This window comes from Paenibacillus glufosinatiresistens, from assembly GCF_031470375.1.
In the GTDB taxonomy this organism is placed as follows: Bacteria; Bacillota; Bacilli; order Paenibacillales; family Paenibacillaceae; genus Paenibacillus_AQ; species Paenibacillus_AQ glufosinatiresistens.
In genome coordinates this window covers 1-26,866 of record NZ_JAVFHT010000018.1, presented here as the reverse complement: position 1 = coordinate 26,866, position 26,866 = coordinate 1, and the positions used below count along the sequence as shown (strand labels likewise).

Sequence of the window (26,866 nt, the reverse complement as noted above, 5' to 3'; positions counted from 1 at the left end):
AGCGGGACGGACCGGCTGCGGTCAATCAGACAGGGAGGAGACGAGAGAGCGATGGAGAGCGACAAGCTCATCAAAGTGCTGCTGGTGGACGATCACGAGATGGTCCGCATTGGACTGGCGGCGGTGCTGGGCACGGAAGACGGCATCGAGGTGGTCGGCGAAGCGGGCAGCGGCGAGGAAGGCATCCGGCTGGCGCAGGAGTACAAACCGGATGTGGTGCTGATGGACCTGGTGATGGAGGGCATGGACGGCATCGAAACGACGCGGCAGCTGATGAAGCTGTATCCCGAATGCAAGGTGATTGTGCTGACGAGCTATCTGGACGATGAGAAGATGTACCCGGTGATTGAAGCCGGCGCGTTCAGCTATCTGCTCAAAACCTCCCGCGCCGCCGAGGTGGCGGACGCCATCCGGGCCGCAGCACGGGGACAATCCGTGCTGGAATCGCAGGTGGCCTCGAAGATGATGAACCGGTTCCGGCACCATGCCCATGAGGAGATTCCGCTGCATCAGGAGCTGACGGACCGGGAGATGGAAGTGCTGAAGCTGCTGGCCCAGGGCAAGTCCAATCAGGACATTGCGGACCAGCTGATCATCGGCATCAAGACGGTGAAGTTCCATGTCACCAATATTTTGGCCAAACTGAATGTGGAGGACCGCACGCAGGCGGCGATCTACGCTTACAAGAACGGACTGGCGGAGTAAGGAGCCTGTCCGTTTTTCTTTGGCCCCGTCTTACGCGTATGGGGAATAGAATCTCCCAAATTCGGGCATCCTGACTGATAGATTGATAGCAGCGGATGGGGGAGAAGAAGAATGAACAAGGCGGAGCGGAAGGGTAGAGGACGGGAAGCAGGCAGAGGGAAGAACCGGGCGAAGCAGGACCGCAGAAGCGGCGCGGTCCCCGGAGCCGTCTGGCTGATGCTGGCGGTGCTGGTTGCCGCCGCCTTCTGGGGGCTCGGCCCGGGAGGCCGGGCCGGAGCTGCGTCCGGCGGGGCGGAGCGGGAAGCCGCGGGACTCCCGGCGGCTCTGGAGCGGCTTGCGGCGCTCGGCCGCAGCGCGGCGGCGGAGGGCGCTCCGCTCCGCCTTGTGGTGAAATGGCAGGGCGAGTACTCCGGCCCCGCCGGAGACCGGGCCGCCGCTTCCCTGGCGGCGGCGCTGAACCTGCGCCCGCAATCGAGCGGCGAAGAGGACGGACACCGGACGCTGCGCTACAAGGGCGCGGAAGACGGCGTCCGGGTCAGCCTCTTCTGGAGCGAGCTTGCGGGCGGCAGCCATTACGCAATCGTGACGCTGGAGACCCGCGACCTGGCGGCAGCGCCCGGCCTGCCTGCGGCTGCCGCCGAAGCCGGGGCCGCCATGGCCGCAGCCGGCGTCCGGGCCGAGTGGAACGCCGCCATCCAGGGCGAGTCCCGGAAACAGGGGACTCCGGAAGAGGCGGCGGCCGGAGCCGAGGGCGTTCTGGCGAAGCTGCTGCCCGGCTCCGAGGCATTGGAACAGTATGAGGACGCCGCCACGGTCAGCCGTTCCTACCGCGTTCCGGGTCTCGAGCGGACGGTTCCCGGCAGCAAGGGCGAGCTTGCCGCCCAGATCGCCGTTCACCGGAGCAGCGGCGACGGACGGGAGCGCGTCACGATCGGGCTGCCGCTGATTACGGTGGAGTATTGAACCCGGCCGCGGCCGGAGTATCAGCCCAACTATAAGCCGCTATAAGAAAGAGTAATTGAAAAGTACTGAAATCCGACGCAAACTGTCAGGTATCCCATAGCATACACCGGATGATTATGATAAAATGACATCACGCCAGTATGGCGAATGAGAATGGATTTCAATACACTATATTACATAGAGAGATGAGGAGCCATGGCTGATAACGTAACCTTTGACGCACCGCAAGCGCCCGGTGCCGTATTTTTTATTTTTGGCGCCACCGGCGATTTGGCTCGCCGGAAGCTGTTTCCGGCTATTTACAGCCTGTATCGGGAAGGCAAGCTGACAGAGGACTTCGCCGTCATCGGCGTGGCCCGGCGTCCCCGCACTCCGTCCGAATTCCATGAGGATGTGATGGAGAGCATCCGCGAGTTCAGCCGCTACCCTGTGGCGGATGAAGAGGAATGGGCGCGCTTCGTCGATCATTTTGAATACAAATCGCTGGACATTAACAATATCGACGGCTTCCGCGAGCTGCGCGAGCAGACCGAAGCGATCGAGCGCAAGTTCGGAATTGCCGGAGGACGGCTGTTCTACCTGGCGCTGGCGCCGGAGCTGTTCGGCGGCGTCTCCTTCAATCTGAAGGCGGGCGGCATGCTCGACGGTCCGGGCTGGAACCGGCTCGTGATCGAGAAGCCGTTCGGCTACAACCTGGAATCGGCGCGGGAGCTCAACGAGCAGATCAACCAGGTGTTCAAGGAAGAGGAGATCTACCGGATCGACCACTACCTGGGCAAGGAAATGGTGCAGAATATCGAAGTGATTCGCTTCGCCAACGCGTTCTTCGAACCGCTCTGGAACAAGCAGCATATTGCGAACATCCAGATCACGCTCGGGGAGACGGTCGGCGTAGAAGAGCGCGGCGGGTATTACGACCATTCCGGAGCGCTGCGCGATATGGCCCAGAATCATATGCTCCAATTGCTGACCATGATCGCCATGGAGCCGCCGAGCCGCCTGCTGGCGGAGGACATCCGCGACGAGAAGGTGAAGGTGCTCCGTTCCCTGCGGCCGTTCTCGAGCAGCGATGAGGTGCGCAAGAACGTCGTTCGCGGCCAGTACACCCAGGGGCTCTTCAAGGGCAAGACGCTGCCGGCTTACCGGCAGGAGGACAAGGTGAACCCGGAATCGACGACCGAGACGTATTTTGCGGCCCGTGTCTTCGTGGACAACTTCCGCTGGGCGGGCGTGCCGTTCTACATCCGCACCGGCAAGCGTCTTCCGGTCAAGACGACCGAGGTGGTCGTGGAGTTCAAACGGATGCCGACGAATGTGTACCTGGGCCAAAAGCATAATCTCGAGCCGAACCTGCTCGTCATCCGAGTCAACCCGATGGAAGGCATCTATGTGAAGATCAATGCCAAGAAGCCGGGCTCGGAATCCGAGATTCAGCCGCTGGCGATGGATTTCTGCCAGAGCTGCATGGTCGGCATTAACTCGCCGGAAGCTTATGAACGCCTGCTGCACGATGCCGTCCGCGGCGACTCGACCTACTTCACCCGCTGGGATGAAGTCTCATCGGCCTGGTCTTTCGTCGATAAGATCGCCGAGGCCTGGCAGGAGAGCGCCGGCGACCTGGCTTCCTATCCGGCAGGAACCTGGGGCCCTGTGGAAGCGGACCAGCTGCTTGCGCAGGACGGATTTCACTGGTGGCCGGTCAACGGTCAGGAAGAGGATAACGTCGTCTGGCGCGTGAACAGCTGACGGCAGGGCAGCAAGCGAGGATCAACAAGGATAGAAACCGGCACTCAGCAAGCGGAACCAATGACGAAATCAACAAGCGGCCATCTCCCGGAAGGGGGATGGTTTTTTTTGCACAACAGGATTGAGAGAAGATTGACAACCTTTCTTAACCCGCTGCTCCCGGAAATCGCGTAATCTGAGAGAAACCCATATTACGGGAAGGAGAGGCGGCGCATGAAGAAGGGATGTCTGGCTGCGGCGGCGGTGATGCTGCTGACAAGCTGCGGACAAGGAGGGGCGGCGGAGCCCCGGAGGGGAGAAGCGCCGGCCACGCAGCAGGCGGTAAAAATCCGCCAGGCGGCGGCACCGCCAACCTCTGCGGCACCGTCGACCTCTGCGGCTCCGCTGACCTCCGCGATTTCGCCAACCTCTGCGGCTTCCCCGGCACCGCGGTTCGAGGGAGGGAAGCCGGACGCGGAGTTGGCGGAAGCGGACGGCGGCGCGGGGGAGGGCGCTCTGCCGGAGACGGGGTCCGCAGACCCGGTCCGTTCCTTGCGCTGGTCGCTGCCGGACGGGACCGGCTGGCGGCTCGACTCGGCCGGACACGGCATGTTCAGCGCGGACAACAAGCTGTATCGGACCAAGGACGGCGGGGCCTCCTGGCGGCTGACCGCAGATTCGGCCGAAGGCAGTCTGCCGGGCGGACCGGCTTCCGGCCTGATGTTCGTCAGCCCGGATACAGGGTGGATGACGGTCGATACGCCCAGGGAAGGGGTGAGCGGCCTGTACGGCACGCAGGACGGCGGCATCCACTGGGAGCAGGCCAGTCTGGACCTGCCGGCCGGAACGGGCTATACGGAGGAGCTGCCGGTCTTTTTTGGATCAACATCCTATGGTCTGCTTCGGCTTAAGAACGACGGGACCGGGCAAGAGGCGAAGCTGTTCTACCTGACGGCGGACGGCGGAGCGCACTGGGAGGCAGAGACGGAGCGGGAAGGAAGCTTGCGCGAACTGCACTGGCGGGTGACGGACCAGGCTTCAGACAGCGGAGCTCCGGCCTCGGATGCAGAAGGGCAGGAGGGCCAAATATGGACGGTTCAAATTGGCGGGCAAAGCTGGAGCGGCAGCGGGTCAGGCTGGACAGCGGCTGACTGAACTTTTGAATGTTACCGGAAGGTCTCCGGGCGCCCTCCGGGGGGTAGCTAATCCCGGCAAGGATTTGCTATACTGAAAAGGATGCCCGCCTAAGCCGATTAACGGCCGAAGGCAGGGCCAACGTTAACGGCGCCTTGGCCGCCGGAAAGGAACCAGGCGATGAACCGCAGACCGATCTGATAGAGGGCGCCCAAGAACCGGACGTTATCGTACCTGCGCCGCTCTACATTGTTGCCAATACATGAAATGAAGGGAAATGTACAATGAGCCAAGGAATGGACTCCCTGCTGCAGAAGGAAGTGGATAAGCGCAGAACGTTCGCGATTATCTCCCATCCCGATGCCGGCAAAACCACGCTGACCGAGAAGCTGCTGCTCTTCGGCGGCGCCATCCGTCTGGCGGGAACCGTCAAGGCCCGCAAGGCGAGCAAGCACGCCACCAGCGACTGGATGGAGATCGAGAAGCAGCGCGGCATCTCGGTCACCTCTTCCGTCATGCAGTTCGACTACAACGGACACCGCATCAATATTCTGGATACTCCGGGGCACCAGGACTTCTCGGAGGATACGTACCGCACCTTGACGGCCGCCGACAGCGCGGTCATGCTGATCGACGTTGCGAAAGGCGTCGAAGCCCAGACGATCAAGCTGTTCCAGGTATGCGCCAAGCGCGGCATCCCGATCTTCACCTTCATCAACAAGCTGGACCGCGAAGGCCGCAGCCCGTTCGATCTGATGGAGGAGCTGGAGCAGGTGCTGGGCATCCGCTCGGTGCCGATGAACTGGCCGATCGGCTCGGGCCGCGAGCTGAGCGGTGTGTACGACCGGATGAAGAACCAGGTCGAGCTGTTCCAGGGCGACGACCATTCGGTCATCCAGGTGCAGAAGGTGGACGACTACCATGATCCGGTGATCCGGGAAATGGCAGGCGACTACCTGCACGATCAGCTCTGCCAGGACCTCGAGCTCCTGGACGTAGCCGGAGATCCGTTCGACTATGAGAAGGTGCTGCGCGGCGAGCTGACGCCGGTCTTCTTCGGCAGCGCAATCAACAACTTCGGCGTCCAGACGTTCCTGGAGAACTTCCTGCAGCTTGCGCCGAAGCCGGAGCCGCGCAAGAGCACGGCGGGCCCGATTGAGCCGCTCAATGAGAAGTTCACGGGCTATGTCTTCAAAATCCAGGCAAACATGAACCCGGCCCACCGGGACCGGATCGCCTTCCTTCGGATTGTCTCCGGCAAATTCCAGCGGGGCATGAGCGTCAAGCATGTCCGCGCCGGCAAGGAGATTAAGCTGTCGCAGCCGCAGCAGTTCCTGGCCCAGGACCGCGACATCGTCGAGGAGGCGTATCCCGGGGACATTATCGGCCTGTTCGACCCGGGCATCTTCCGGATCGGCGACACGCTGAGCCAGGCGGGGGATATCGAATTCGACGAGCTGCCGACGTTCTCGCCGGAGATTTTTGCCAAAGTCAGCATCAAGAACGCCTTGAAATCGAAGCAGTTCCAGAAGGGCATCGACCAGCTGACGGAGGAGGGCATGATTCAGGTCTTCCGCACGGTCAGCTTCGACGACATTATTCTCGGCGTGGTCGGACAGCTTCAGTTCGAGGTGTTCGAGTACCGGATGAAGGGTGAATACGGCGTCGATGTGCAGCTTCAGCGGATGCCGTACCAGTTCGCGCGCTGGTTCATCGACGAGAGCAAGCCTGACCCGGGCAAGTTCCGGATCAATTCCACGCTGGTTACCGACAAGAAGGGGAACCATGTGGTGCTGTTCGAGAATGAATATGCGATGCGGACGGCGATCGACAAGAACCCGAGTGCGAAGTTTCTCTCGACCGCGCCCTAAGGCGCGGCTGCCGCTGGCGCCTTAGGGCGCCGGCGTTTTTTGTAAGCAGACAGGTGCGATAGACACGGTTAGAGGGGGAAGAAGAAATGAGACTGCCGGAGAATCTGCGGCCGGACTGCGAACGCTGCCTGGGATTATGCTGCGCGGCGCTGCCTTTTGCGCGGTCTGCGGATTTTGCTTTTGACAAAATGGCGGGCGCTCCCTGTCCCCACCTGACGGCCGAATGCCGGTGCGGCATTCATGCGGAGCTGCGGGAGCGGGGGATGAAGGGCTGCACCGTCTACGAATGCTTCGGTGCGGGACAGAAGCTGACCCAGGTCACGTACAAGGGTCGTTCCTGGCAGGACCACCCCGAGCAGCGGGAAGAGATGTTCGCCGTCTTCACGGTCCTGCAGCAGCTTCATGAAATGCTGGCGCTGCTGACGGAAGCGGGCTGGCGCGCGGAGGGCCTTCTCGCGGAAGAAGCGGCCGCAGAGCGGGAGCGGCTGGCGCTGCTGGCAGAGCTTGCGCCTGCGGAGCTGCTGGCGCTTGCAATCGGGCCGCTGCGCGTACAGGTCGGCGGACTGCTGCGCCGGGTCAGCGCTGAGGTGCGGGCCCGGGCCGGCGCCGGCCGGGAGATGAGCGGGCCGCCGCACCGCAGGAGCGGCGCTGCCGCAGCCCGCGGTGCGGCGGGCGGCAAGCGGCCGGGCGGAGGCGGAAGCGCCGCCGGCCGGGACCGGATCGGCGCGAAGCTGCGGGGCGCCGATATGGCCGGGGCGGATCTCCGCGGCACGCTGCTGATCGCCGCCGACCTGCGCGGCGCGAACCTCCGGTCGGCCGATCTGCTGGGGGCCGACCTCCGGGACGCCGACCTGCGCGGCGCGGATCTGCGCGGAGCGCTGTTCCTGACCCAGCCGCAGCTGAACGCCGCCCGGGGAGACGGGGCGGTCCGCCTGCCGGAGCATCTGCGCCGGCCGGACCACTGGCCCTTGGCGTGAAGAATAACCGACTACAGCCCGGCCGGACGACTCGTCCGCCGGGCTGCTGTCTTCCGGGCCTTCTGCTGCCGCCGGCCGCCGGTTATCTCGTCAGCGGACCGGGCTCGATGTCCTTGACCTTCTCCTCCAGCATGGCAAGCACGGTTGCCTGCTTGGGGGGATCGATCTCTTTCCAGATCAGCTCAAAGACGACTCCAAGACCGGGCAGAGCGGCCTCGGGACCGTCTACCGAGCCCTCGATCATCCGGCGCAGATCGGACTGGGACTGACCATGGATCTTGTGGATGACAGCCTGACGCAAATCAAGCGTTACGGACATGGCGGTACCTCCCGGAGATAGGGTCCCGTCCGGCTGCGGCTTGCCGGAGCGCATCGGTACGTGCCGGGATGCGGGGTATCCGCAGGGCGGGCCTTCCGTAATATGCCCTTTGCAACGGCGGCGCATTCAATCGGGGTGGCTCCGTATGCTATACTGTGACCTAGAAGCTCGGACAACGGGAGGATTCACGACAATGGCCAAGAAGCAGTTTGCAATTATCGGCATGGGAAGATTCGGCTCGAGCGTCGCCAAGGCGCTCAGCAGCATGGGGTACGATGTGCTCGCGATTGACGCCGACGAACAGCGGACCCAGGAGATATCCGGCATTGTCACCCATGCCGTGTCGGCCGATTCCACGGATGAGGAAGCGCTGCGCGCGCTCGATATCCATCATTTTGACGTGGTGGTTGTAGCGATTGGAGAGAATATTCAGGCCAGCATTCTGACAACGCTGATTCTGAAGGACCTGGGGGTGCGGACCATTCTGGTCAAGGCCCAGAGCGAGCTGCACGGCAAGGTCGTGGGCAAGATCGGAGCCGACAAGGTCATCTATCCCGAACGGGATATGGGCCTGCGGGTTGCGCATCATCTGGCGTCGCCGAATATCCTCGATTACATTGAATTATCGCCGGATTACAGCATTCTCGATATGAAGGCCGCCGGGTCGCTTCTCGGGCGCAATCTGAAGGAATTGGATATTCGGGCCAAATACGGCTGCAACGTGATGGCGATCCGTCACGGCGACGAGATGAATATTGCGCCGAGGGCCGAGGATCGGCTGCAGGAAGGCGATGTGCTCGTCATTGTCGGGCATAAGGACAATTTGGCGCGGCTTGAGGCGGCTTACAGCCGGGAAGAGCCGGCCCGAAGCGGCTGGAGGAGCCGCTTCTAGACACCGGGGCGGAACCGGCAGCGGCGAGCCGCGAGCGCTAAAATACAGGCGAACGAAAGGTGAAATGGATGGAGATCATGTCGGTACAGAATGCCCGGGTCAAGGAATGGGCGTCGCTGCAGGAGAAGAAACACCGGGACAAGAGCGGCACATATATCATTGAAGGCGTCCATCTGGTGCAGGAGGCGCTGCTGGCGCAGGCGGAGGTGGAGGTGCTGGCCTATTCGGCCGAGACCGGAATGCCCGCCGAGCTGAAGCCGCTGCTTCAGGATGTACCGGGAATGGAAGTCGTCGGCGTGTCGGCGGCGGTCATTGCCAAGTGCAGCAGCACCAATACGCCGCAGCCGGTCTTCGCGGTCGTGCGGAAGGAGCCGCGGGGCGCGGAGGCGCTGCTGGCAATGAAGGACGCCCTGGTCATCGTACTGGACGGCGTGCAGGACCCGGGCAATGTCGGCACCATTATCCGCAGCGCGGACGCGGCCGGCGCTGCCGGCGTCGTGCTGGGGCGCGGCTGTGCCGACCTCTACAACCCGAAGACCATCCGTTCGACGATGGGCTCGCTGTTCCATCTGCCGATTGCCGAGGCGGAGCTGGCGGAGCTGCTGCCCGAGGCGCAGCGGCGCGGAACGCTGCTGCTCAGCACTTCGCTGCAGGGAGCGGAGTCCTGCTACAGCCATGATTTTCGCGGCAGCCAGTGGCTGGTCATCGGCAGCGAAGGACGCGGCATCTCGCCGGAGACGGCGGCGCTGGTGGACAAGAGCCTGCTCATCCCGATGAAAGGCCGGGCCGAATCGCTGAACGCGGCGATGGCGGCGACGATTCTGCTGTTCGAGGGGATGCGGCAGCGGGAGATTGGTCGTTAAATAAACCCGTCCCACCTGAACAGCGAATAGGGTGAGCTTGTAGGATAACCAAGCTAATTACAACGGAAGCAGAGCAGCGCAGACCAACTCAACGGGTAGAGTCTGCGTTTTTTTGCATTCCAACCAAACAAATGAATGTGCATGTTCACCAAGAGTGAATAACAGCAGGAGTGTGAATGGTTAATGAAAAAAATAGGATTAATATTAATTACAGGATGTCTCAGCCTGCTAATCGCAGGAGTCAGCTCTGCGGCGTCTTCAGTTCACCCGATGACCCTGGTTCAGAAATCCGTTGATTTTCGGCCGGTTCTCGCTCAAAGTGACAGTCAGTTCCATGACGGGCTGTTATTCGCAGAACAATCGAACGGATCGTTGGTATACTATAATCAAGCCAACCCGTTCCTTCTTTATTGACCCCTTCGGTAAAGTTATTCATACATTTGATCAAAAGTATGATTCTGAATATGTTTTTATGGACGGATTGGCTTCTGCCTATGAACCGGGAAGCGGAAAAACGGGATTTATTAACTCTTCCGGCCAACTTGTTATTCCTTATCGGTACACCTATGCCAAGGAATTCTCGGAAGAAATGGCATCTGTACAAAATTCCGCCGGGAAGTTTGGGTTTATCGACACCAAAGGAAAAACAGTCATTTCATTTAAGTACAGCAATGCCGGCAACTTCTCCGAAGGACTGGCGGCTGTTCAGAATGCACAGGGGAAGTGGGGATACGTGAACCGGAAAGGAGAACTCGCCGTTCCTTTTCAATTCAGCGCAGCTGGTAATTTCAGTAACGGATTGGCCTATGTGGCGAATTCAAGAGGAAAATACAGCTATATTGACCGTACAGGGACAACGAGAATCGCCTCTCTTTCGTACAGCAGAGTCTTTGATTTTCATGATGGTGTTGCTCTGGTAAGTATGAAAACGAAGACCGGAGCAGAAAAGTTCGGTTATATGAATTCCGGCGGCAAGCTTCTCACCAAGGTGGAATTCGACTATGCCTCTTCCTCTTTCAATGGGAAGGCTGCGGTGGGAGTGAAGTCTATGGATAAAGGAATTGCAGTAATTCTGACAGAGAGTCATTGATATTCCGCTTGTAATTTAACAGGACAGGAGAAGACTAATGGATCTGCAAGAAGTGTGTAACTGTATCTGTCTGCCGGATTCCATGACGAGAAAAGTGCTCGCCTGGGCAGGCCGATTCGACGAGACGGCAGCAGCGCCCTTGTCCAGAGCTCTATATGACCCCGCTGCCTGGGAAGAGGGAGTTAAAGATATAGCTCGGATTCTGGGAGAAGATCCGGATGGGAGCAAAATGCTGAGCTTTATGCTCATGCGTGCAGCAGAGGCCTATAAGGAATATGAACTAAGAGGAATCGGAAAAGAGATTTATACGGATACGATGAAGTTCTGTACCCGATTCGTTGAGGAGCACTACAAGGTCTATGGGACCTATGCGTTCACGTGGGGCTGGTGGTTCCCGAGGCAGATTTCCCTTCGTGAATTCCGAATCGGCGCGCTGGAATATGAGATGACCGAGCAGGAAGACAAGAAAGTGATACATATCCATATCCCTGCGGATGCCGATCCGGGGCGCGAGAGTCTTCGACAGTCCTATGCGGACGCCAGGGCGTTCTTTGCCAACTATTATGCGGAGTATGGAATGTCGGATATGGTGTGCGATTCCTGGCTGCTCTCTCCTGTTCTCGCCAAGCTGCTGCCGGAGAACTCGAAGATCGCCGGCTTTCAGAGAGCATTCGACTTGCTGCGTGTAGATCCTGCCAACGATAGCTCTATCAGATGGGTGTACGGAAGAACGGATATTCCGCTGGACCAACTTCCGGAACATACTTCCTTACAGAAGAAGATGAAAGTTCTGTTGGCGGAAGGCGGCAGCGTGGGCGCAGGCTACGGAAGATTGCAGCCAGACCCTTGGAAGGGATGACAGGCTGCGCCTTCGCCTTGGAACCGTCCTCAGTCGATCGTATAAATCAGCCAGGCCCCGTTCCCGTCGGCGCGGAGAGCGTACAGCATCTTCACCTCATCGACGGTTCCGGTGGAGGCATCCATCCGGCTTCCCGCGACGGTAATATTCCATTGATGATAGTCCGGCACCTCTTCAATGGCCTCCAACTCGGTGAAGCGGTAGCGGAACTGCTCGCTGTAGTAAGACTCCATGTTGTCTGCGAGCGTCTCATTCACGAATCCCGAGCGGAAGCGCGCGTGGTTAAGCTCGGCCAGGGCCGAGAGATTGTTCTTCAGAGCGGCGAGCACCGGGGCGTCCTTCTGCGGAATGGAGCCGGAATAGGCTTGGAAGTCGATCCATATTCCGGATTGAAAAGAAGGCTGAGGCTTGGTCTCTGCACTCGAATCGTTGGAACGGCAGGCGGTCAGAAGAACAATCATCAACAGAATGGGGATTGCTGCAATTCTGGACATAGGCTATCTCCTTTTGTTATCCGATTCCTATATGGTTACGCTTTCTTATATCCAAAAGTTTCCCTTCTTATGGCTTATGGCAGTTGTATGGCAGTTGTATAATGGATACAGATCCGCCCAATACGGAACAGGAGGAGGCCGCACCATGAGAACAGGCCAAGAATTGCAGGAAGAAATCCGCAGGACCGAGGTGCCGCACGGCTGTCTGGCCGTATGGTTCCTGGGGCAGGAGAGCGTTGTGGCAAAAGGGGACGGACTCACGATTTATATCGATCCCTATGTGTCCGAGGACCCCGACCGCACCTTTCCGCCGCCGCTTGAAGCGGAGCGGGTTACAGACGCCGACCTGGTGCTGATTACGCATGAACACAGCGATCATCTGGACAGGAAGGCGATTCCGGTCATCGCCCGCAACAACCCGGAAGCCCGCTTCCTGGCTCCTTCCTGCTGTCGGAAGGAACTGCTGGAGCTTGGCGTGAACCCGGACCGCCTCGAAGCTGCGGTGCCGGACGCCTGGGCCGAGTATGGGCCGAAGCTGCGCATTCACCCGCTGGCTGCGGCCCACGAGAGCCTGGAATACAGTGAAGACGGGCTGCCCCGCTATGTCGGCTACATTCTGGAACTGAACGGCGTGACGCTCTACCATGCCGGCGACACGGTGCTGTTCCCGGAACTGGTGGAGAAGGTCGGCGCGCACCGGATTGATCTGGCGATGCTGCCGATTAACGGACGCGATTATTTCCGCAACAGCCGGGATATTATCGGGAATATGAATTACCGGGAGGCGGCCGAGTTCGCGGCCGTGTCCGGGTTCGATACGGTGGTGCCGCTGCATTATGATCTGTATGCCGGGAATGCGGAGAACCCGGGTTATTTTGTGGACTATATGTACAAGCATTACCCGGAGAACAAGCTGCATGTCATGGCCCGGGGCGAGCGGTTCGTCTACGTGTCGCCGGGAGCGTTCTGAGGACGGGAGACGGCGGGGGTTTACGCAGAGACACAGCGGCGGGTATGATAGAGAACGTGTCTGAGGTCAACGAGAGGACGAAGCATCATGAAGACGGAGCATCGGAGCCGTGACGATAGAAGGCCGGGACACCCGTTTCTGGCCCGCAAAAAACAAGAGCTCGGCGTATCCCTGAACCCGGTTCAGGCCGAAGCTGCGCTGCATACGGAAGGGCCGCTGCTGCTGCTGGCATCGCCGGGCTCGGGCAAGACGACGACGCTGATGATGCGCATCGGCTATCTGATGGAAGAGAAGGGCGTGCATCCGGCCCGCATCAAGGCGGTGACGTTCAGCCGGGCCTCGGCGGCGGATATGAAGGAGCGGTTCGCCGCGCTGTTCCCGCGCCTGGCGCCGCCCGAGTTCTCGACGATCCACAGTCTCGCGTTCGAGGCGGCCCGAAATTACCTCCACCGGACCGGAACGGCGTACACGATCATTGAAGGACGCGTCGAGCCGGAGGAAGAGACGGCGGAAGCCGGAGGTAGCAGCGGGAGCGGCGCCGGACCGGCCGGACCCGGGGAGCTTCCGCTGCATAAACGCATCATCCTGAGAAGGCTGTATGCGGAAGCGGCGAACGGACGGATCACGGACGATCAGCTCGATGAGCTGACGACGTATATCAGCTACATCAAGAACAAAATGATTCCGGAAGAGCGCTGGGCCGATACGCCTTGCGCCGTCCCGGAAGCGGCCGGAATTCTGCGGGCGTACGAAGCGTTCAAGCAGAGCGGGGAGCGGCTGCTGATCGACTACGACGATATGCTGACGATCGGGAACCGGGCGCTGGATGAAGACCCCGAGCTCCTGCGCCGGTTTCAGCGGCGCTACGACTATCTTCTGGCCGATGAGAGCCAGGATACGTCTCTTATTCAGCATGTATTCCTGGAGAAGCTGGCGAGGCCGCACCGCAATCTCTGTCTGGTAGCGGACGACGATCAGTCGATCTACAGCTGGCGGGGCGCCGAGCCGTCTTATCTTCAGCGCTTCGGGCAGCTCTACCCCGACGCGCGGATTCTGTTCATGGAGCAGAATTACCGGTCGGACCGGCGGATTGTGGAGACGGCAGCGTCCTTCATTGCGCGCAACCGGCATCGCTATCCGAAGACGATGTTCACGGACAAGGCGGAAGGGGAATCGGTACGGATCACAGTACTTCCGAGTTACGCCGAACAGGCCCCCGGGCTGGTGGAGCGGATTCGCCGCCTGACGAGCGAGAAGGGGTTCGCGGATGCCGCGGTTCTCTATCGCAACAATGATTCCGCCGTTGCGCTGGTCAACGCCTTCGACCGGGCGGGCATTCCGTTCCGCATGAAGGACACGGACAGCGGGTTCTTCAGGCATTGGGTCGTTGAGGATGTTCTGAATTTCATGAGATTCAGCTTCGCGCCGCACCGGGCTGATCTGCTGGAACGCATTCATCTTCGGCTGAATGCCTATATTACCCGCAAGCAGATGGCGGTGTTGTCGGAGATTCAGACGCCGAGCGGCGTTTCGGTATTCGACACGCTGCTGGAGCAAGTGGAGCTGGCCGATTACCAGCCGAAGCGGATCGAGGAATGCCGCCGCGCCTTCAGCCGGATGTCCGGCATGCCGCCCCGGGAAGTGATCCGGCTGATCCGCCGCGGGCTCGGCTACGAGAAGGCGCTTGAACAGATGTGCGAGAAGCTGGGCTTCCGCCGCGAGACGCTGATCGGCATTCTGAACACGCTGGAAGAGATCGCAGATACACTGGATTCAATGGAGGCGTTCGCCGCCCGGCTGAAGCATCTGGACCGGGTCATGCGGGAAGCCCGTTTCCGCCGTACGGAGGCCGTACTGACGCTCTCGACGCTGCACGGGGCCAAAGGGCTGGAGTTCGATGCCGTCTACATGGTCGATCTGATCGACGGCATTCTCCCGGCGCCGCAGGACCGGCGCGGCACGGAGGAAGAGCGGGAGCTGGCGATGGAGGAATCGGCCCGGCTGTTCTATGTCGGAATGACCCGGGCGAGGAAGCGGCTGGAGCTGCTGACGTACCGGGAGCGGGACGGCGAGCCTGCGGCGGAGTCGCCGTTCCTTGGGGCGCTCCGGCCTCTGCCGGGAGTCGAAGCGAGCGGACCTCCGGTCCGCAGCGGGCAAGCCGGAATCGGACGGGACGGGACCGGACCGGACGGAGGCGCAGTCCGAACGGTTCGCATCGGCGGGAGCGGAGGCGGCTATTCCCGCTCCATTAGCGGAACGGGAGCGGGCGCGCAGCGGATGAGCGGGAGCCGTACCGGCGGACGAGCGGATGGAAGTCCGCGTTCCGCTTCTCCCGGAAGCGGCCGCGCCGGGCATGCGCAGGTAGTGCCGCCCCGGGCAGCCGGGACAGGCGCGCCGGATGCGATCCGCGACCGCTCCGCTCTGGCGAAGGGGGCGGCGGTCCGCCATGCCAAGTTCGGGCGCGGCGTCATTGCCGCTGTAGAGGAGGACCGGCTGACCATTGATTTCAGCGGCGGGGAGAAGAAGCTGCTGATTGCCGCCTGTCTGGAGCTGGGCCTGCTGTCTCCTGCGGGCGGCTAGTCGGGCGGAGAAGGAAGGGGCTATCGGCCGGGAAATAGAGCAGATAAGAACAGAAGAAGCGGCGGGGCCGGTAGCCTCGCCGCTTCTTGTTGTGTCGCCCTGAATCAGCTCGATATCGACCGTCACTCTCCGGGCAGAGGTCTCTTCCTCCTCGATCAGACCGATGACCGTGCGGGCAAGCAGTCCGCCGATGGCGCCGATTGGCTGGCGGATAGCAGTCAAGGCAGCTTAATTTCAGCAACCTCTGCGGAGTTAATTTTACAGCTTTCTAAAGCGGAATATTACCGCAGGGGGCAGTTCATACCAATCAAATTGTTTGCCGCTGTCTTCATCTATTTGGAAAGAGGGTTCTTCCCATCCATCCAGCACAAAACCAGCACTTAAAAACAGCTTTACATAATACGATAAAGGTCGATGGAAAATGAGATGTGATACCGGCTGCCCCTTTATTCCTATGGTCTCGGTCGGCTCCGGGGTCAAGTATTTGGAGATTTGCACACTGTTTCTGGTTACAATCTCTCCATTGATCTCTTCCGTTTCGTGTATCTTCCTTGTGTTCGGCGCTTGAAAACAAGGGTGCGGTATAGAAAATACAAAAACGCCGTTTCTCTTTAACAATTGCTGCAACGCTCTCGTTAAATGGGTTAAATCTGCAATATCCATTAAAGCCATATTGGCTACCGCTCCATCGTATCGTCCAATCCCAAGTTCAATTAATGAATCATAATTCGTAGCATCGACCACTTGATATTGAATTCGGTTCAAGTAATCGGTTGACCTTAACAGGGCTCTCTCGATCATTGTTGCACTATAATCAAAAGCAACAACTTCTGCGCCCAAATCGGCTAATCTCCGTGAGAAATTCCCATTTCCACAAGCCATATCAAGAATAATTTGACCCTCAGTTACCTTTAATAGTTCTTCTGTTGATGGTCGGACAATCTCCCGATGGAATCGGTTACTCTGTTCACCCATGTAATCATCCCAGAACTCTGCAATTCCTTCCCATCTGTTTCGGGATTCATTCGTCCATTCTTTCCACTCGTTCAAATCCCCCGTCCCCTTTCAACGACCATTGAATGGTTCTTCATAGCATCCTAAACGATGAAATCTGCTTACGCAATATGCTAGGTTGGCCCTTTCTTTGCACGAATACACCGGAAACAGCATTCACAGCGCGTCTATAGAGGCAAAGACTCTTTTAAAAAGTCTCTTAGCGTCAACGGAGGTCGCCCAATCAGATCAGTTAAAGCGTTACTGGTTTGCGCAAAGTCCCCGTTACGGCTCGCACGGAATAAACCCAAGGTGATTGCAATGCGCACTTCCGAATAATCTTGGGCAGCCAGATACGCCCGGTAGGCTTCGTCCGTTACGACCTTTCGATAGATAGGCCGGGCGACGATATCCGATATCATCGCCGCAACGCCCTCCATATCAATCGCTTCAGAGGCCGTTAGATTCGGAGATGGCCCATCCCAGTCCTTCTCGGTTAAAATCACTGCAGCAGCTTGGGCCAAATCCGAGTGCGTTGTCCAAGCAATCGGACCATCCTCGGGAACAATCAACTCGCCCGTTTTGACGGCCTCACCTATTAATCCAACCAAGGAGGAGGCGTAAAAACCGTTGCGGAGGGACGTGTGGCGAATACCCGACTCTCTAAGCAAAACTTCTGTCGCTGCATGGTGAACCATAGGCGGAAAATACGATGTCGCAGAAGAGCCCATATGACTCGTGTATAGAACCCGTCCGGCGCCGGATTTCTTTGCTGTGTCAATCGCATTTTGGTGCTGACGGATCCCATCATCTCCCAAAATACCGGTTGAAACAAGGAGCACCTGTGACGCATCTTCAAAAGCATTCAGCAAGCTCTCCGTGTGGGCGAAATCGCCATGACGAACACGTACACCGCGCTCCTTTAAATCCTGCGCCTGGCTGACATCGCGAACACTGACACCAATCCGCTCGGCCGGAATGCGCTTAAGCAACTGCTCGACCACGCCCCTGCCCAACTTCCCGTTCGCTCCGGTAACGATAATCATGTTACTCACCCTTTCTTTTTTGTAAAAAGTTTCTAACTATACGGATTTGTGTAACCATATATCGCATAAGTAAAAGATAAGGGGTTAGTGCCCAGTCAACAATCCGCAAAGGGCCGGTTTTGTTGCGTTCCCGACACAATGGCCGTTTTGTTTATTTTTGAGACCCGAAGAAAGCGTGGTGTAGCATGCCGGTAAATCCAAGCGACCCCCGTGTAAAGAGAACCCGCCAGTTGTTTATTCAAGCCTTTAACGATCTGCTCGACGAAAAGAGAAACATCTATTCTATTTCTGTTCACGACATTGCGAATCGAGCGGCCGTCAACCGCGCAACCTTTTATGCCCATTTTGAAGACAAATTCGCTTTTCTCGCATATTGGATGACAGAGAAGTTTCAACTCATTCTCCAAAAAAGACTGCCGGATGATGCTCCCTTCAATTCGGACAATCTGTATATCCTTGTTCAGACCGTCTTTCAATTCCTGGTACGATTTCGACAGTATCTCACGCCGGGAGACAAACAATTTGAGCCGCTGCTGGAGAATGCCATGCAAAAGGAATTGTATCGTCTCCTGCTCCAATGGCTAAAATCGGGGCCTAAACAGAGGGACCCTCAAGAAAAGCTGGAAGCTACGGCCCTTGTGGTCAGCTGGGGCATATTCGGATCGGCCCTGCAGTGGAGCAGGGAGGTTCAAGACCGCACGCTGGAGTCGATGGTGGAAGAGGTTATCGAAGTGGTAACGGTTAATTTAGGTGTTTTTTGGGAGCAGGCAACCGGATGAGCTTGAAACAACTGAAGGACAGCGGAGTAATGGTCATGGAGGATGTGGGTGAAAATAATTTGGAACAGCAACCGCATCCTGCTCATTTTCTCGAGGCGTCAAGGGAACTAGCAAGACTAAGAGTGAAGGCAACCGCCAACTTAGAAAGAATGCTCCCTAAGAAGATCATTGACACTTACTTCGTTTCAATGGAGAACTTTCTGGAGCTACTTGATGATCTGTTGAAATCCAAAAAGTTAGCAGACACCGAAGTTTTATTAAAACTCAAGAAAGTGTTACCTCGTCATTTAGAAAGACTCTATCAATCGGTACCAACTTCAATAGTACATCATGATTATCATGCAAAGAACCTATTGATTCAAGACAATGGTATCATGCCAATCGATTGGTCCATTGCCTATCTAAGTCCTCATCTTGGAGATCTATATTGCTTGATTACGGAAGCATACGCTTGGAGTAATCTTTCAAGAGAAGAAATGATTTCAGCATACCTTGACGTAACTGATCTTCAAATTGATCATCTAAACTGGCAAGTGCAAATAGGCGGTTTATGTTGGCTGATTAAAACATTACATTGGCTTGTTTATGGTGGTACAGATATAATCCCTGGATCAGAAACTTGGATACCTGATCTGCTGAAGGATATAGAAAATCTATACCTGGAAATTGTATAACTTTTCTTGCATTCCGAGCTTGTGAATTGAAAGCATTTATAGACATATATCATATCCGTGAGACAGTACTTAGACCCCTTTTCGAGGGGTCATTTTCATTTTCAGGAGGGACTTAAGAATGAGGATTATCATGCCCCGCAAGGAATTCCGCAAAAAAACTTGCCCTTATTTATGACACGGTTCACCGTATTATACCCTAATTCGGGGATGGCAATCTATAACAGTTCACTTTTGACCACTATGAATACGATTGACATATATTTTTCTGGAAAGCTAAAATGATAGCGTTACCAGACGACGCAAAGGAGTGAATCGGACATGATCCGGAACGAAATTATGCTCATCACCTATGCCGACAGCATGGGCCGGAACTTGAAGGAGACGGGCGAGCTGCTTCGGGCGCATTTCAGGGGAGCCATCGGGGGCGTGCATCTGCTTCCGTTCTATCCGTCCTCGGCCGACCGCGGATTTGCCCCGATGACGTATCGGGAAGTGGACGCGCCGTTCGGCACCTGGGCCGATGTGGAAGAGCTGTCGCGGGATTTCTACCTGATGTTCGATTTCATGATTAACCATATTTCGCGGAGTTCGGCGTACTTCCAGGACTTCGTGCGCCATAAAGACAGTTCCCCCTACAAAGATCTGTTCATCCGCTACAAGGACTTCTGGCCGGGCGGGGAGCCGACGCAGGCGGATGTCGATCTCATCTATAAGCGGAAGCCCCGCGCGCCTTATATCGAGGTGACCTTCGCGGACGGAACGACGGAGAAGGTCTGGTGCACCTTCGACGAGGAGCAGATCGACCTCCGGCTGGATACAGAGACGGGGCAGCGGTTCGTCCGGGAGAATCTGGAGTTTCTGGCGGGGAAGGGGGCGTCCCTGATCCGGCTGGACGCTTTTGCCTATGCCACCAAGAGGATTGGGACCAACTGCTTCTTCGTGGAACCGGATATCTGGGAGATGCTGGACGGCGCCAAGGATATTCTGAAGCCTTACGGCGTCGATGTGCTGCCGGAAATACACGAGCATTATACGATTCAGACCCGGCTCGCGGAGAAGGAGCATTGGGTATACGATTTTGCCCTGCCGATGCTCGTTCTGCATGCGCTGTACAGCGGCCGCAGCAACCGGCTGATCCGCTGGCTGGAGATTTGCCCCCGCAAGCAGTTCACCACGCTCGACACGCATGACGGAATCGGGGTCGTGGATGTGCGCGACCTGCTGACGGACGAGGAGATTGAAGAGACGAAGAACCAGTTGTTCACGAAGGGTGCCAACGTCAAGAAGGTGTACAATACCGTGGCTTACAACAATCTGGATATTTACCAGCTGAACTGCACGTACTATTCCGCGCTGGGCGACGACGACGACGCTTACGTGCTGGCCCGGGCGATCCAGTTCTTCGCTCCCGGCATTCCGCAGGTCTATTATGTCGGTCTGCTGGCCGGACGCAATGACATCGAGCTGCTGGAGGAGACGAAGGTCGGACGGAACATCAACCGCCACTACTACAGCAAGGAAGAGGTTGCGGACAATCTCGAGCGTCCCGTGCTGAAACGCCTGTTTACGCTGATGCGGTTCCGCAACGCCTATCCGGCGTTCGGCGGTGAAATCGAGATCGCCGGCGGTCAGACGCCGGAAACGCTGGAGATCGTCCGCCGCCAGGGAGACGCCGCCGCCGTGCTGCGCGCCGATCTGGCCGCCCATACGTTCACCGTGACGTACCGGGATGAGGCGACCGGAGAGATGAAGGAGCTGGCGGGAGTATAGAACGGCAAAAACATACAACAAGCGGGCTGTCCTCCAAGGGCAGCCCGCTTGTTGCATCAGGGAGCCTACGAGGCGGAATCTCTCCCGGAGGAATTCCTATCTCCCGTCCTTTCTCCTCGTCGCCTCAATCACCTCACGTACCTCCCGGACCGTATCGGCCAGGTCGCGGCCGTCGCGGTTCCAGACTGCGGCGTCGGCCTCCCGCAGATAAGGCTCGGCGGTCTCCTCCTCCAGCGCTTTGCGGAGACGGCTTGCCGTCTCATCGGCAGAGCCGCCGCGCGCTTCCAGCCGCCGCCGCAGGCTGGCGGGATCGGCCCCGATATAGATCGCGACCGTCTGGAGCGGGAATAGCTTTTTGACGGCGCGGACACCGTTAAGCTCCAGAATGACCACTGCGTCCCGTTCGCCTGCTGCCCGTTCGCTCAGCTCCGCCCGCGGAGTGCCGTAATATTCGCCGTTATAGCGCGTGTACTCGACCAGACCGCCCTGCTCCGCCAGCTGCTGGAAAGCTCCGCGGTCCATGAAATGGTAATGCACCCCGTTCGCCTCGCCGGGGCGCGGCGGCCGGCTCGTCGCCGTGATGATGCGCTCCAAATCGCCGTCTTCCAGCAGCGCGCGCTGAATTTCAGTCTTGCCGGAAGCGGACGGTCCGTATAAAATAAACATCTGACCCATACACACACCTTCTTCATTCTGCGGATAATCCCGTGAATTTTACTTGCTGAAACGCGATATGCTATGATGAATGGATTGGAGATTTGCGGTTGCCGCCCCCCCGTTTACGGGGGGTTTTTATGAATGCAGACCGGCTGGCTGAGGGGAGAGAACCCATGACTGATCTTATTAACGCATGGATTGACGGGCTGCTGCAAGCGCTGGGGCTGACAGGGCCCGCCATCCTGTACATCACGGTGCCGCTGGCATTTCTCCAAAGCCTGGTTGGAATTATACCGCTGCTCGTTCTGATTATGCTGCATGTGTCCGTCTTCGACATTATCGGGGGAATGCTGATCAGTCTGGCCGCGGCGAGCGCCGGAGGGATTGCCGTCTATGCGCTGGGCCGACGCTATCTGTTCCACTGGTTCGACCGGAGATGGGGACGCAGGCTGAAGCGGTATGACAAGTGGCAGCGGTACCTGGAACGCTACGGCATCTGGACCGTGGTGCTGCTGCGGACCGTTCCAATTATTCCGAATAACATGATTAATCTGATGTGCGCCGTCTCGCCGATTCGGGCGCGTTCTTTTGTTTGGGGAACGATTCTTGGCAATTTATCCTTCATTTGGCTGTTCGGTATCCTCACTTCTTCGCTGATTCTTCCTCCCGGGCAGTGGGGCCTTTATTTGACGGGTTACGGGCTTTTTGCGGCCGCGCTGATCGGTATTTTCATCCACCGTCACTGGAGCCACATCCAGGAGGATAAGCGGAGCCGGATGGTCTGATCCGGAGCCTGCCCGAATACCCATACTTATAAGGCGGCTTGACCGCGGGCAGGCGGGAGGACGATAGCAATGGGCAGAGTGAAAAAATGGGGCGGACGCCGATTCCGGCTTCCGCCTCTTGAGGCGTGGCGCCTGCCGGTCCGGCGGCGCAGCCGGGGCGGCGGGTGGAAGCGCAGCGGCCCGCCGGCGAGGAGCGGGACCGTCCGCCTGCTCGCCGCCTGGCTCGGTTCGCCGCGGCGGCGAACGTTCCGGCCGGTCCGAAGCGCCGGTCCGCTGCGGACGGCTCCGGCCGGGCCGGTGCCATCCGTCGTCCCGCGGCGGCGCCTCGCGGCCCGGAGCGCCGCCCCGGTTCGGGCACAGCGCGCCGGAACGGGCGGCCCGGCGAAGCCGCGCCGGCGGCTGCTGCGCATCTTGGTTGTCGTATCGCTGGTGCTGCTCATCGGCGTTCTTCAGGGGCTGCGCTATGTGGAGCGGCATATGAAGCCGCCCATCCTGCATCTGGCCCAGATCCGGGTGAAGCAGATCGCGACGGAGTCCATCAACAAGGCGATAACGTCTCAAGTGGTAACGGGAGGAGATGCCGGCAAGCTGATCGACTGGAAGAGCGACCGGAACGGCAAGATCACCGGCTTCATGCTCAATTATGCCGAGCATATGCGGATTACCTCCGAAGCGGCCGAGGTTATCCAGTCCACCCTGCAAAGTCTGCACAACCGGACCGAGCATATTCCGCTCGGGCAGGCGCTCGGCAGTCCGCTGATCGCTTCGTTCGGGCCCGACATTCCCGTGAAGATCGAGCCGCAGGGAGCGGTCAAGGTAGAGCTGAACACCCGGCAGCAGAATGCGGGCATCAATATGATTCTGGTGGAGGTCTATATTCATATCATCACGGAGGTGGCGGTCGTCATTCCGTTCGATATGGAGCCCCAGACCGTGGACACAGAAATCCCGGTCTCTTACCTCATGGTTGTCGGAGATGTTCCGATGTATTATTACGACAACCAGGGGCGTCCCGTCGGGGAGAACAGCGCCCAGGCCCCGGGCATTGCCCTTCCTGCGCCTTCGGGCGGCAGTGCGGTTCCGGCGGGCGGCGGCGAGGGAAGCGCCGGCAGCGGACGAAGCGGCGAAGGCGGTGGACCGGCTGTAAGCAGTCCTCCGGCTCCGCAGGAACCGGAGGCTTCCGCAGCGGACAGCGGTACAGACACAGGAGCCGGCGGCGGGGAATAGAAGAAGGGGAAGAACCGCAACATACAGGCGGCAGCCCGGACGAACGATGCGTCCGGGCTGCCGCCTGTATTCGGTTCCTCAGCGTTCCGCCATCCGCTGCTGCTTCTTCGTTCTCAGCGCTCTGCGCTCCGTCGTCTCCCACTGGCGCAGCAGCGGGTACGGGTCGAAGGCCCATTCGGACAGGCCGCGGTCCCGGTAGATGCCGTAATGCAGATGCGGAGGGAATTTGCCCTGTGTGCCCGGCTGGCCGTAACCCGAGCTGCCGGCCCAGCCGAGCTGTCGGCCGGGTTCAACGAAGCTGCCGACCTCCAGACTCTTGTCGAAGCCGGAGAGATGGGCGTAATAATGGTACCGGTTCTCAATGTCGCGGATGCCGATCCGCCATCCGCCGAAGCGGTTCCAGCCCTTGGTCTCGACGATGCCGTAGCAGGTGCTGCGGACCGTGACGCCGTAAGGGGTGAACAGATCGGTTCCCTCGTGGATGCGGGCGCCTCCCCAGCTTCTGCCGGTTCCCCAGGTGCTCCGGTAGGAGTAGGTGCTTCCGAGCGGGAGCGGGAAGGCGCTGCCCGAGAGATTCAGGCGGCCATAATGAGCGTAGAGCGATGCGAACTGCGTGACCCGCTGCGTCGCCCGTCCGTTGCGGTAATATTCCCAGACGGCGATCGGGAAATCGCCGTTCGTCGCTCCGTAGCGGCGGATATGGCGGGACAGGCTGTAGAGCACATCGAGGTCGCTCGCAGGATCGGCCCGTCCGTCGCCGGAGCCGTCCAGGCCGAAGCCTCCGAAGAACGCGATGGAGGCGGGCGAGGTGTCGGCCTGATCGGGATTCAGCGGGCCGCACCAGAGCGGCGCCGGAACCGAGATCGCCGTCAGCCGTCCCGGGGAGACGGCAGTCCGCCCGTCGCTTCCGGTCCGCGTCAAGCTGCGTTCGTACTGGTCGAACGCCGCCAGACGGAACCACGGAATGCCGGTAGCGGCCTCCAGCTGGTCGAACAGGGCCTTGCGGGCCCGGAACGGGTCCTCCTTGGCGCTGCCGCGAAGATCGGCCGCCGCCCGGGAGCTGCTTGCCGGACCGGCAGCGGCTGCGGGGGAGGGACAGGCTTCCGTCCACAGAAGCGCCGCCGCGGACAGAGCGATCAGACTGCGCCGCAGCGTGCGGAAGCTTACGGGTAACAACATGGCAGGGTCCTCCTTCTGTCTGGCATCCATTCAGGCGGCCGCCGCGCCCGGCGGCCCGCGTATAGGCATAGGTTGGTTCCGGCGCGCGCTTTTTATCCGTGGACCAAAAAGGAGGCATTTCCCTACAGCCCATGATATAATTGAGGCGATCATGGACCCTTAAGCGACCCGCTTGGATAGGGAAGGCGAATATCAGAGGAATCGGAGGTAAAGACTTTGACCACAAAAGGAACGAAACAGCCGAAGCCGGACTGGATTCGGATCAAGCTGACGACCGGCGACAATTATCAGGAAATCAAGGATATGATGCGGTCCAAGACTTTACATACCGTCTGCGAAGAAGCGCGCTGTCCGAATATTTATGAATGCTGGGCCAACCGGACGGCAACCTTTATGATACTGGGCGATATTTGTACCCGGGCCTGCCGGTTCTGCGCCGTTAATACCGGCCTGCCGACAGAGCTGGATCTGCAGGAGCCCGAGCGCGTGGCCGAAGCCGCCGAGAAGATGGGGCTGCGTCATTGCGTGGTTACAAGCGTGGCCCGGGACGATCTCAAGGACGGCGGCGCTTCCATATTTGCCGCTACGGTTCACGCCATCCGCTCGCGCCTGCCGCTGTGCAGCGTCGAGGTTCTGATTCCCGACTTCCTGGGAGACCGGGACAGTCTGCAGATCGTGATGGAGTCGAAGCCGGACATTCTGAACCACAACATCGAGACGGTGGAACGGCTGTCCGACCGGGTTCGGGCCAAGGCCAAATACCGGCGTTCCCTGGAGCTGCTGCAGCGGGCCAAGGAGATGAAGCCCGAGATCCCAACCAAATCCAGCATTATGCTGGGCGTCGGCGAAGAGTGGGATGAGATTCTTCAGGCGATGGACGATCTGCGGGCGGTGGACTGCGACATCCTGACGCTCGGCCAGTATCTCCAGCCTTCCCCCAAGCATCTGAATGTGGAGAAATACATCTCGCCGGAGGAATTCGCCCGGCTCAAGGAAGAAGGATTGAAGCGCGGCTTCAGCCATGTGGAAGCCGGCCCGCTTGTGCGCAGCTCGTATCATGCGCATGAGCAGGTGAAATCGGCCACCAAGACGCGCGAGGAGCGCGCCGTTCGGGGCTGATGACCCATTTTAGACAGTGGAAAGGCAGGCGAGGCTTGCTTGATCGTTATCGGCGGCAAGGGCTACGAGCTCGTAGCGGATCATAAAGACGGCTGGAATCCGGAGGCGTTTCGCGGGAGATACAGCGAAATTCTGGATCGCTATGATTATATCGTCGGAGACTGGGGTTACAGCCAGCTTCGGCTGAAGGGGTTCTACCGGGACAACCATCCCAAGGCGAACCGGGATACCTCGATTTCGGGATTAATGGACTATATCAATGAATACTGCAATTTCGGCTGTGCCTACTTCGTGCTGCAGAAGCTGAAGGAAGCGCCGGTCGGCCCGGATATTCTCATCAAGGAGCCGGCGGGAGCCGAGCCGGGGATCGGGGCGGCAGCTGCGCCGGAAGCGGCGATCCGCGCCGAGATTCCGCGCGATCTGCTCTCGCGCCAGGCGGCGGCCCAGATTTCCGCTTCCCGGGAGACGCCGGTGCGCGAACTGCGCGAGCATATTACGAAGGAACGGCCGCACAAGGACCGTTCCCGGGAGCAGCGCGGGTCCCAGGGCGGCGCCGGCCGCAGCGGGAACAAGTCCGCGCCGCCGGCGCGCGGTTCCCAGGGAGGAATGAGACCGCCGCGCGGTCAGGGTCAGCCGGGAGGCGGACCGGGGCAGCAGAACCCCCGTCAGGGGCAGGAGCCGCTGACCACCGGCGGACAAGCCGGTCCGGGTCCGGAGGGTTCGGCTGCGGGCAACCGCAAGCCGTTCCAGCGCCGCTCCGGCGGCCAGGACCCGCAGCGCGAGCCGAAGAAGCGCCCGCCGCACCCCGGCGCGGGCAGCCGTGAAGGCTCCCGCGAAGCTTCCGGCGCTGTCGGAGCACCGGGAGCGGGCGAACGGCCCGGCGGACGCGAGCGCGGCGAGCGCAGCAAGCCCGCAGGCGGAGGCGACGCCGCTTCGCAGAACCGGCCGAGAACGCCGGAGACACCGGGAAGCCCGGAATAACAAGCAACCCCCTGCACGCGTGGTCAAGACCCCATTTAGTGGACATTGAAAAAAACACCTAGGTTGCAAGCTGGCGTCGGTACTCTACTGGCGTCAGTTTGTTTAATTTACGCTGTGGTCGTCTTCGGTTGTAAAACCGTATGTATTTCTCGATTCTTCTTTGTGCCTCAGCCATTTTTCGGATATCATAAGGATAGAGTCCTTCCGTTTTGAG

General features: G+C 59.2%; 26 protein-coding genes. 19 read left to right on the top strand and 7 right to left on the bottom strand.

Annotated elements, in window-relative coordinates:
- Window positions 1-51 precede the first annotated feature (51 nt).
- The 6 genes from RBI05_RS16020 to RBI05_RS15995 all read left to right on the top strand — a co-directional run bounded on the left by RBI05_RS16020 (window position 52) and on the right by RBI05_RS15995 (window position 7,375).
- Window positions 52-705, top strand: coding sequence for a response regulator transcription factor (locus tag RBI05_RS16020; protein WP_150456324.1), 654 nt, complete (start codon window positions 52-54; stop codon window positions 703-705).
- 111 nt (window positions 706-816) lie between these two features.
- Complete coding sequence (locus RBI05_RS16015) at window positions 817-1,668, top strand: YwmB family TATA-box binding protein (RefSeq protein ID WP_310551826.1); 852 nt, start codon at window positions 817-819, stop codon at window positions 1,666-1,668.
- A gap of 195 nt (window positions 1,669-1,863) precedes the next feature.
- Window positions 1,864-3,414 (top strand): glucose-6-phosphate dehydrogenase, encoded by a 1,551-nt coding sequence (zwf, locus tag RBI05_RS16010; RefSeq protein ID WP_150456295.1) that lies wholly within the window; start codon window positions 1,864-1,866, stop codon window positions 3,412-3,414.
- Between the two features lie 213 nt (window positions 3,415-3,627).
- Window positions 3,628-4,548, top strand: coding sequence for a WD40/YVTN/BNR-like repeat-containing protein (locus RBI05_RS16005; protein WP_310551825.1), 921 nt, complete (start codon window positions 3,628-3,630; stop codon window positions 4,546-4,548).
- A 263-nt stretch (window positions 4,549-4,811) separates the two neighbouring features.
- Window positions 4,812-6,398 carry a peptide chain release factor 3 gene (locus tag RBI05_RS16000; protein WP_310551824.1) on the top strand — a complete coding sequence of 529 codons (1,587 nt, stop codon included), beginning with the start codon at window positions 4,812-4,814 and terminating at the stop codon, window positions 6,396-6,398.
- Window positions 6,399-6,484: 86 nt separating this feature from the next.
- The gene (locus RBI05_RS15995; RefSeq protein ID WP_310551823.1) at window positions 6,485-7,375 is read left to right on the top strand and encodes a pentapeptide repeat-containing protein; all 891 of its coding nucleotides are present in this window, start codon (window positions 6,485-6,487) and stop codon (window positions 7,373-7,375) included.
- Window positions 7,376-7,457: 82 nt separating this feature from the next.
- Here RBI05_RS15995 and sspI read toward each other — a convergent pair whose 3' ends face one another.
- The gene (sspI, locus tag RBI05_RS15990) at window positions 7,458-7,694 is read right to left on the bottom strand and encodes a small acid-soluble spore protein SspI (RefSeq protein WP_150456292.1); all 237 of its coding nucleotides are present in this window, start codon (window positions 7,692-7,694) and stop codon (window positions 7,458-7,460) included.
- A 193-nt stretch (window positions 7,695-7,887) separates the two neighbouring features.
- On the opposite strand from sspI, the gene RBI05_RS15985 reads away from it, so the two are divergent.
- The 4 genes from RBI05_RS15985 (at window position 7,888) to RBI05_RS15970 (ending at window position 11,398) form a co-directional block, all read left to right on the top strand.
- Window positions 7,888-8,586, top strand: coding sequence for a potassium channel family protein (locus RBI05_RS15985; RefSeq protein ID WP_150456291.1), 699 nt, complete (start codon window positions 7,888-7,890; stop codon window positions 8,584-8,586).
- A 68-nt stretch (window positions 8,587-8,654) separates the two neighbouring features.
- Window positions 8,655-9,449 carry a TrmH family RNA methyltransferase gene (locus RBI05_RS15980; protein WP_310551843.1) on the top strand — a complete coding sequence of 265 codons (795 nt, stop codon included), beginning with the start codon at window positions 8,655-8,657 and terminating at the stop codon, window positions 9,447-9,449.
- Window positions 9,450-9,783: 334 nt separating this feature from the next.
- Entirely contained in the window at window positions 9,784-10,539 is a 756-nt protein-coding gene (locus RBI05_RS15975; RefSeq protein WP_310551822.1) for a WG repeat-containing protein, read from the top strand.
- Between the two features lie 37 nt (window positions 10,540-10,576).
- Window positions 10,577-11,398, top strand: coding sequence for an acyltransferase domain-containing protein (locus tag RBI05_RS15970; protein ID WP_310551821.1), 822 nt, complete (start codon window positions 10,577-10,579; stop codon window positions 11,396-11,398).
- Between the two features lie 29 nt (window positions 11,399-11,427).
- Here the strand turns inward: RBI05_RS15970 and RBI05_RS15965 are convergent, their stop codons facing one another.
- The gene (locus tag RBI05_RS15965) at window positions 11,428-11,892 is read right to left on the bottom strand and encodes a hypothetical protein (RefSeq protein ID WP_310551820.1); all 465 of its coding nucleotides are present in this window, start codon (window positions 11,890-11,892) and stop codon (window positions 11,428-11,430) included.
- Between the two features lie 145 nt (window positions 11,893-12,037).
- Between RBI05_RS15965 and RBI05_RS15960 the strand changes: the two genes are divergently transcribed.
- Window positions 12,038-12,862, top strand: a complete 825-nt coding sequence (locus RBI05_RS15960; protein WP_310551819.1) for an MBL fold metallo-hydrolase — start codon at window positions 12,038-12,040, stop codon at window positions 12,860-12,862.
- A gap of 87 nt (window positions 12,863-12,949) precedes the next feature.
- A complete protein-coding gene (locus RBI05_RS15955) occupies window positions 12,950-15,442 on the top strand; it encodes an ATP-dependent helicase (protein WP_310551818.1) in 2,493 nt (830 codons plus the stop codon).
- A 258-nt stretch (window positions 15,443-15,700) separates the two neighbouring features.
- On the opposite strand, the gene RBI05_RS15950 is transcribed toward RBI05_RS15955, so the two are convergent.
- Both RBI05_RS15950 and RBI05_RS15945 read right to left on the bottom strand, forming a co-directional pair.
- Window positions 15,701-16,492: a class I SAM-dependent methyltransferase gene (locus RBI05_RS15950; RefSeq protein ID WP_310551817.1), complete on the bottom strand. Its 792-nt coding sequence runs from the start codon at window positions 16,490-16,492 to the stop codon at window positions 15,701-15,703.
- A gap of 131 nt (window positions 16,493-16,623) precedes the next feature.
- Window positions 16,624-17,481 carry an SDR family oxidoreductase gene (locus RBI05_RS15945; RefSeq protein ID WP_310551816.1) on the bottom strand — a complete coding sequence of 286 codons (858 nt, stop codon included), beginning with the start codon at window positions 17,479-17,481 and terminating at the stop codon, window positions 16,624-16,626.
- 230 nt (window positions 17,482-17,711) lie between these two features.
- Between RBI05_RS15945 and RBI05_RS15940 the strand changes: the two genes are divergently transcribed.
- From RBI05_RS15940 to gtfA, 3 genes are all read left to right on the top strand, one after another.
- Complete coding sequence (locus RBI05_RS15940) at window positions 17,712-18,260, top strand: TetR/AcrR family transcriptional regulator (protein WP_310551815.1); 549 nt, start codon at window positions 17,712-17,714, stop codon at window positions 18,258-18,260.
- Window positions 18,257-18,934 (top strand): phosphotransferase family protein, encoded by a 678-nt coding sequence (locus RBI05_RS15935; RefSeq protein ID WP_310551814.1) that lies wholly within the window; start codon window positions 18,257-18,259, stop codon window positions 18,932-18,934. Before RBI05_RS15940 ends, RBI05_RS15935 begins: the two co-directional genes overlap by 4 nt.
- A 318-nt stretch (window positions 18,935-19,252) precedes the next feature.
- A complete protein-coding gene (gtfA, locus tag RBI05_RS15930) occupies window positions 19,253-20,704 on the top strand; it encodes a sucrose phosphorylase (protein ID WP_310551813.1) in 1,452 nt (483 codons plus the stop codon).
- Between the two features lie 96 nt (window positions 20,705-20,800).
- Here the strand turns inward: gtfA and RBI05_RS15925 are convergent, their stop codons facing one another.
- A complete protein-coding gene (locus tag RBI05_RS15925) occupies window positions 20,801-21,379 on the bottom strand; it encodes a guanylate kinase (RefSeq protein WP_310551812.1) in 579 nt (192 codons plus the stop codon).
- A 155-nt stretch (window positions 21,380-21,534) separates the two neighbouring features.
- Here RBI05_RS15925 and RBI05_RS15920 point away from each other — a divergent pair, with 155 nt between their 5' ends.
- Both RBI05_RS15920 and yunB read left to right on the top strand, forming a co-directional pair.
- Window positions 21,535-22,146: a TVP38/TMEM64 family protein gene (locus RBI05_RS15920; RefSeq protein ID WP_310551811.1), complete on the top strand. Its 612-nt coding sequence runs from the start codon at window positions 21,535-21,537 to the stop codon at window positions 22,144-22,146.
- A 69-nt stretch (window positions 22,147-22,215) separates the two neighbouring features.
- The gene (gene yunB / locus RBI05_RS15915; RefSeq protein ID WP_310551810.1) at window positions 22,216-23,373 is read left to right on the top strand and encodes a sporulation protein YunB; all 1,158 of its coding nucleotides are present in this window, start codon (window positions 22,216-22,218) and stop codon (window positions 23,371-23,373) included.
- A 78-nt stretch (window positions 23,374-23,451) separates the two neighbouring features.
- Here yunB and RBI05_RS15910 read toward each other — a convergent pair whose 3' ends face one another.
- Entirely contained in the window at window positions 23,452-24,552 is a 1,101-nt protein-coding gene (locus RBI05_RS15910; protein WP_150456276.1) for a M23 family metallopeptidase, read from the bottom strand.
- Between the two features lie 189 nt (window positions 24,553-24,741).
- Here RBI05_RS15910 and lipA point away from each other — a divergent pair, with 189 nt between their 5' ends.
- Together lipA and RBI05_RS15900 are read left to right on the top strand one after the other, a co-directional pair.
- Window positions 24,742-25,671, top strand: coding sequence for a lipoyl synthase (lipA, locus tag RBI05_RS15905; protein WP_332843012.1), 930 nt, complete (start codon window positions 24,742-24,744; stop codon window positions 25,669-25,671).
- 39 nt (window positions 25,672-25,710) lie between these two features.
- Window positions 25,711-26,652, top strand: coding sequence for a YutD family protein (locus RBI05_RS15900; RefSeq protein WP_310551809.1), 942 nt, complete (start codon window positions 25,711-25,713; stop codon window positions 26,650-26,652).
- Window positions 26,653-26,710: 58 nt separating this feature from the next.
- Here the strand turns inward: RBI05_RS15900 and RBI05_RS15895 are convergent.
- Window positions 26,711-26,866, bottom strand: a 156-nt coding sequence (locus RBI05_RS15895; RefSeq protein WP_310550946.1) for an IS3 family transposase, incomplete at its 5' end; no start/stop codon positions are given.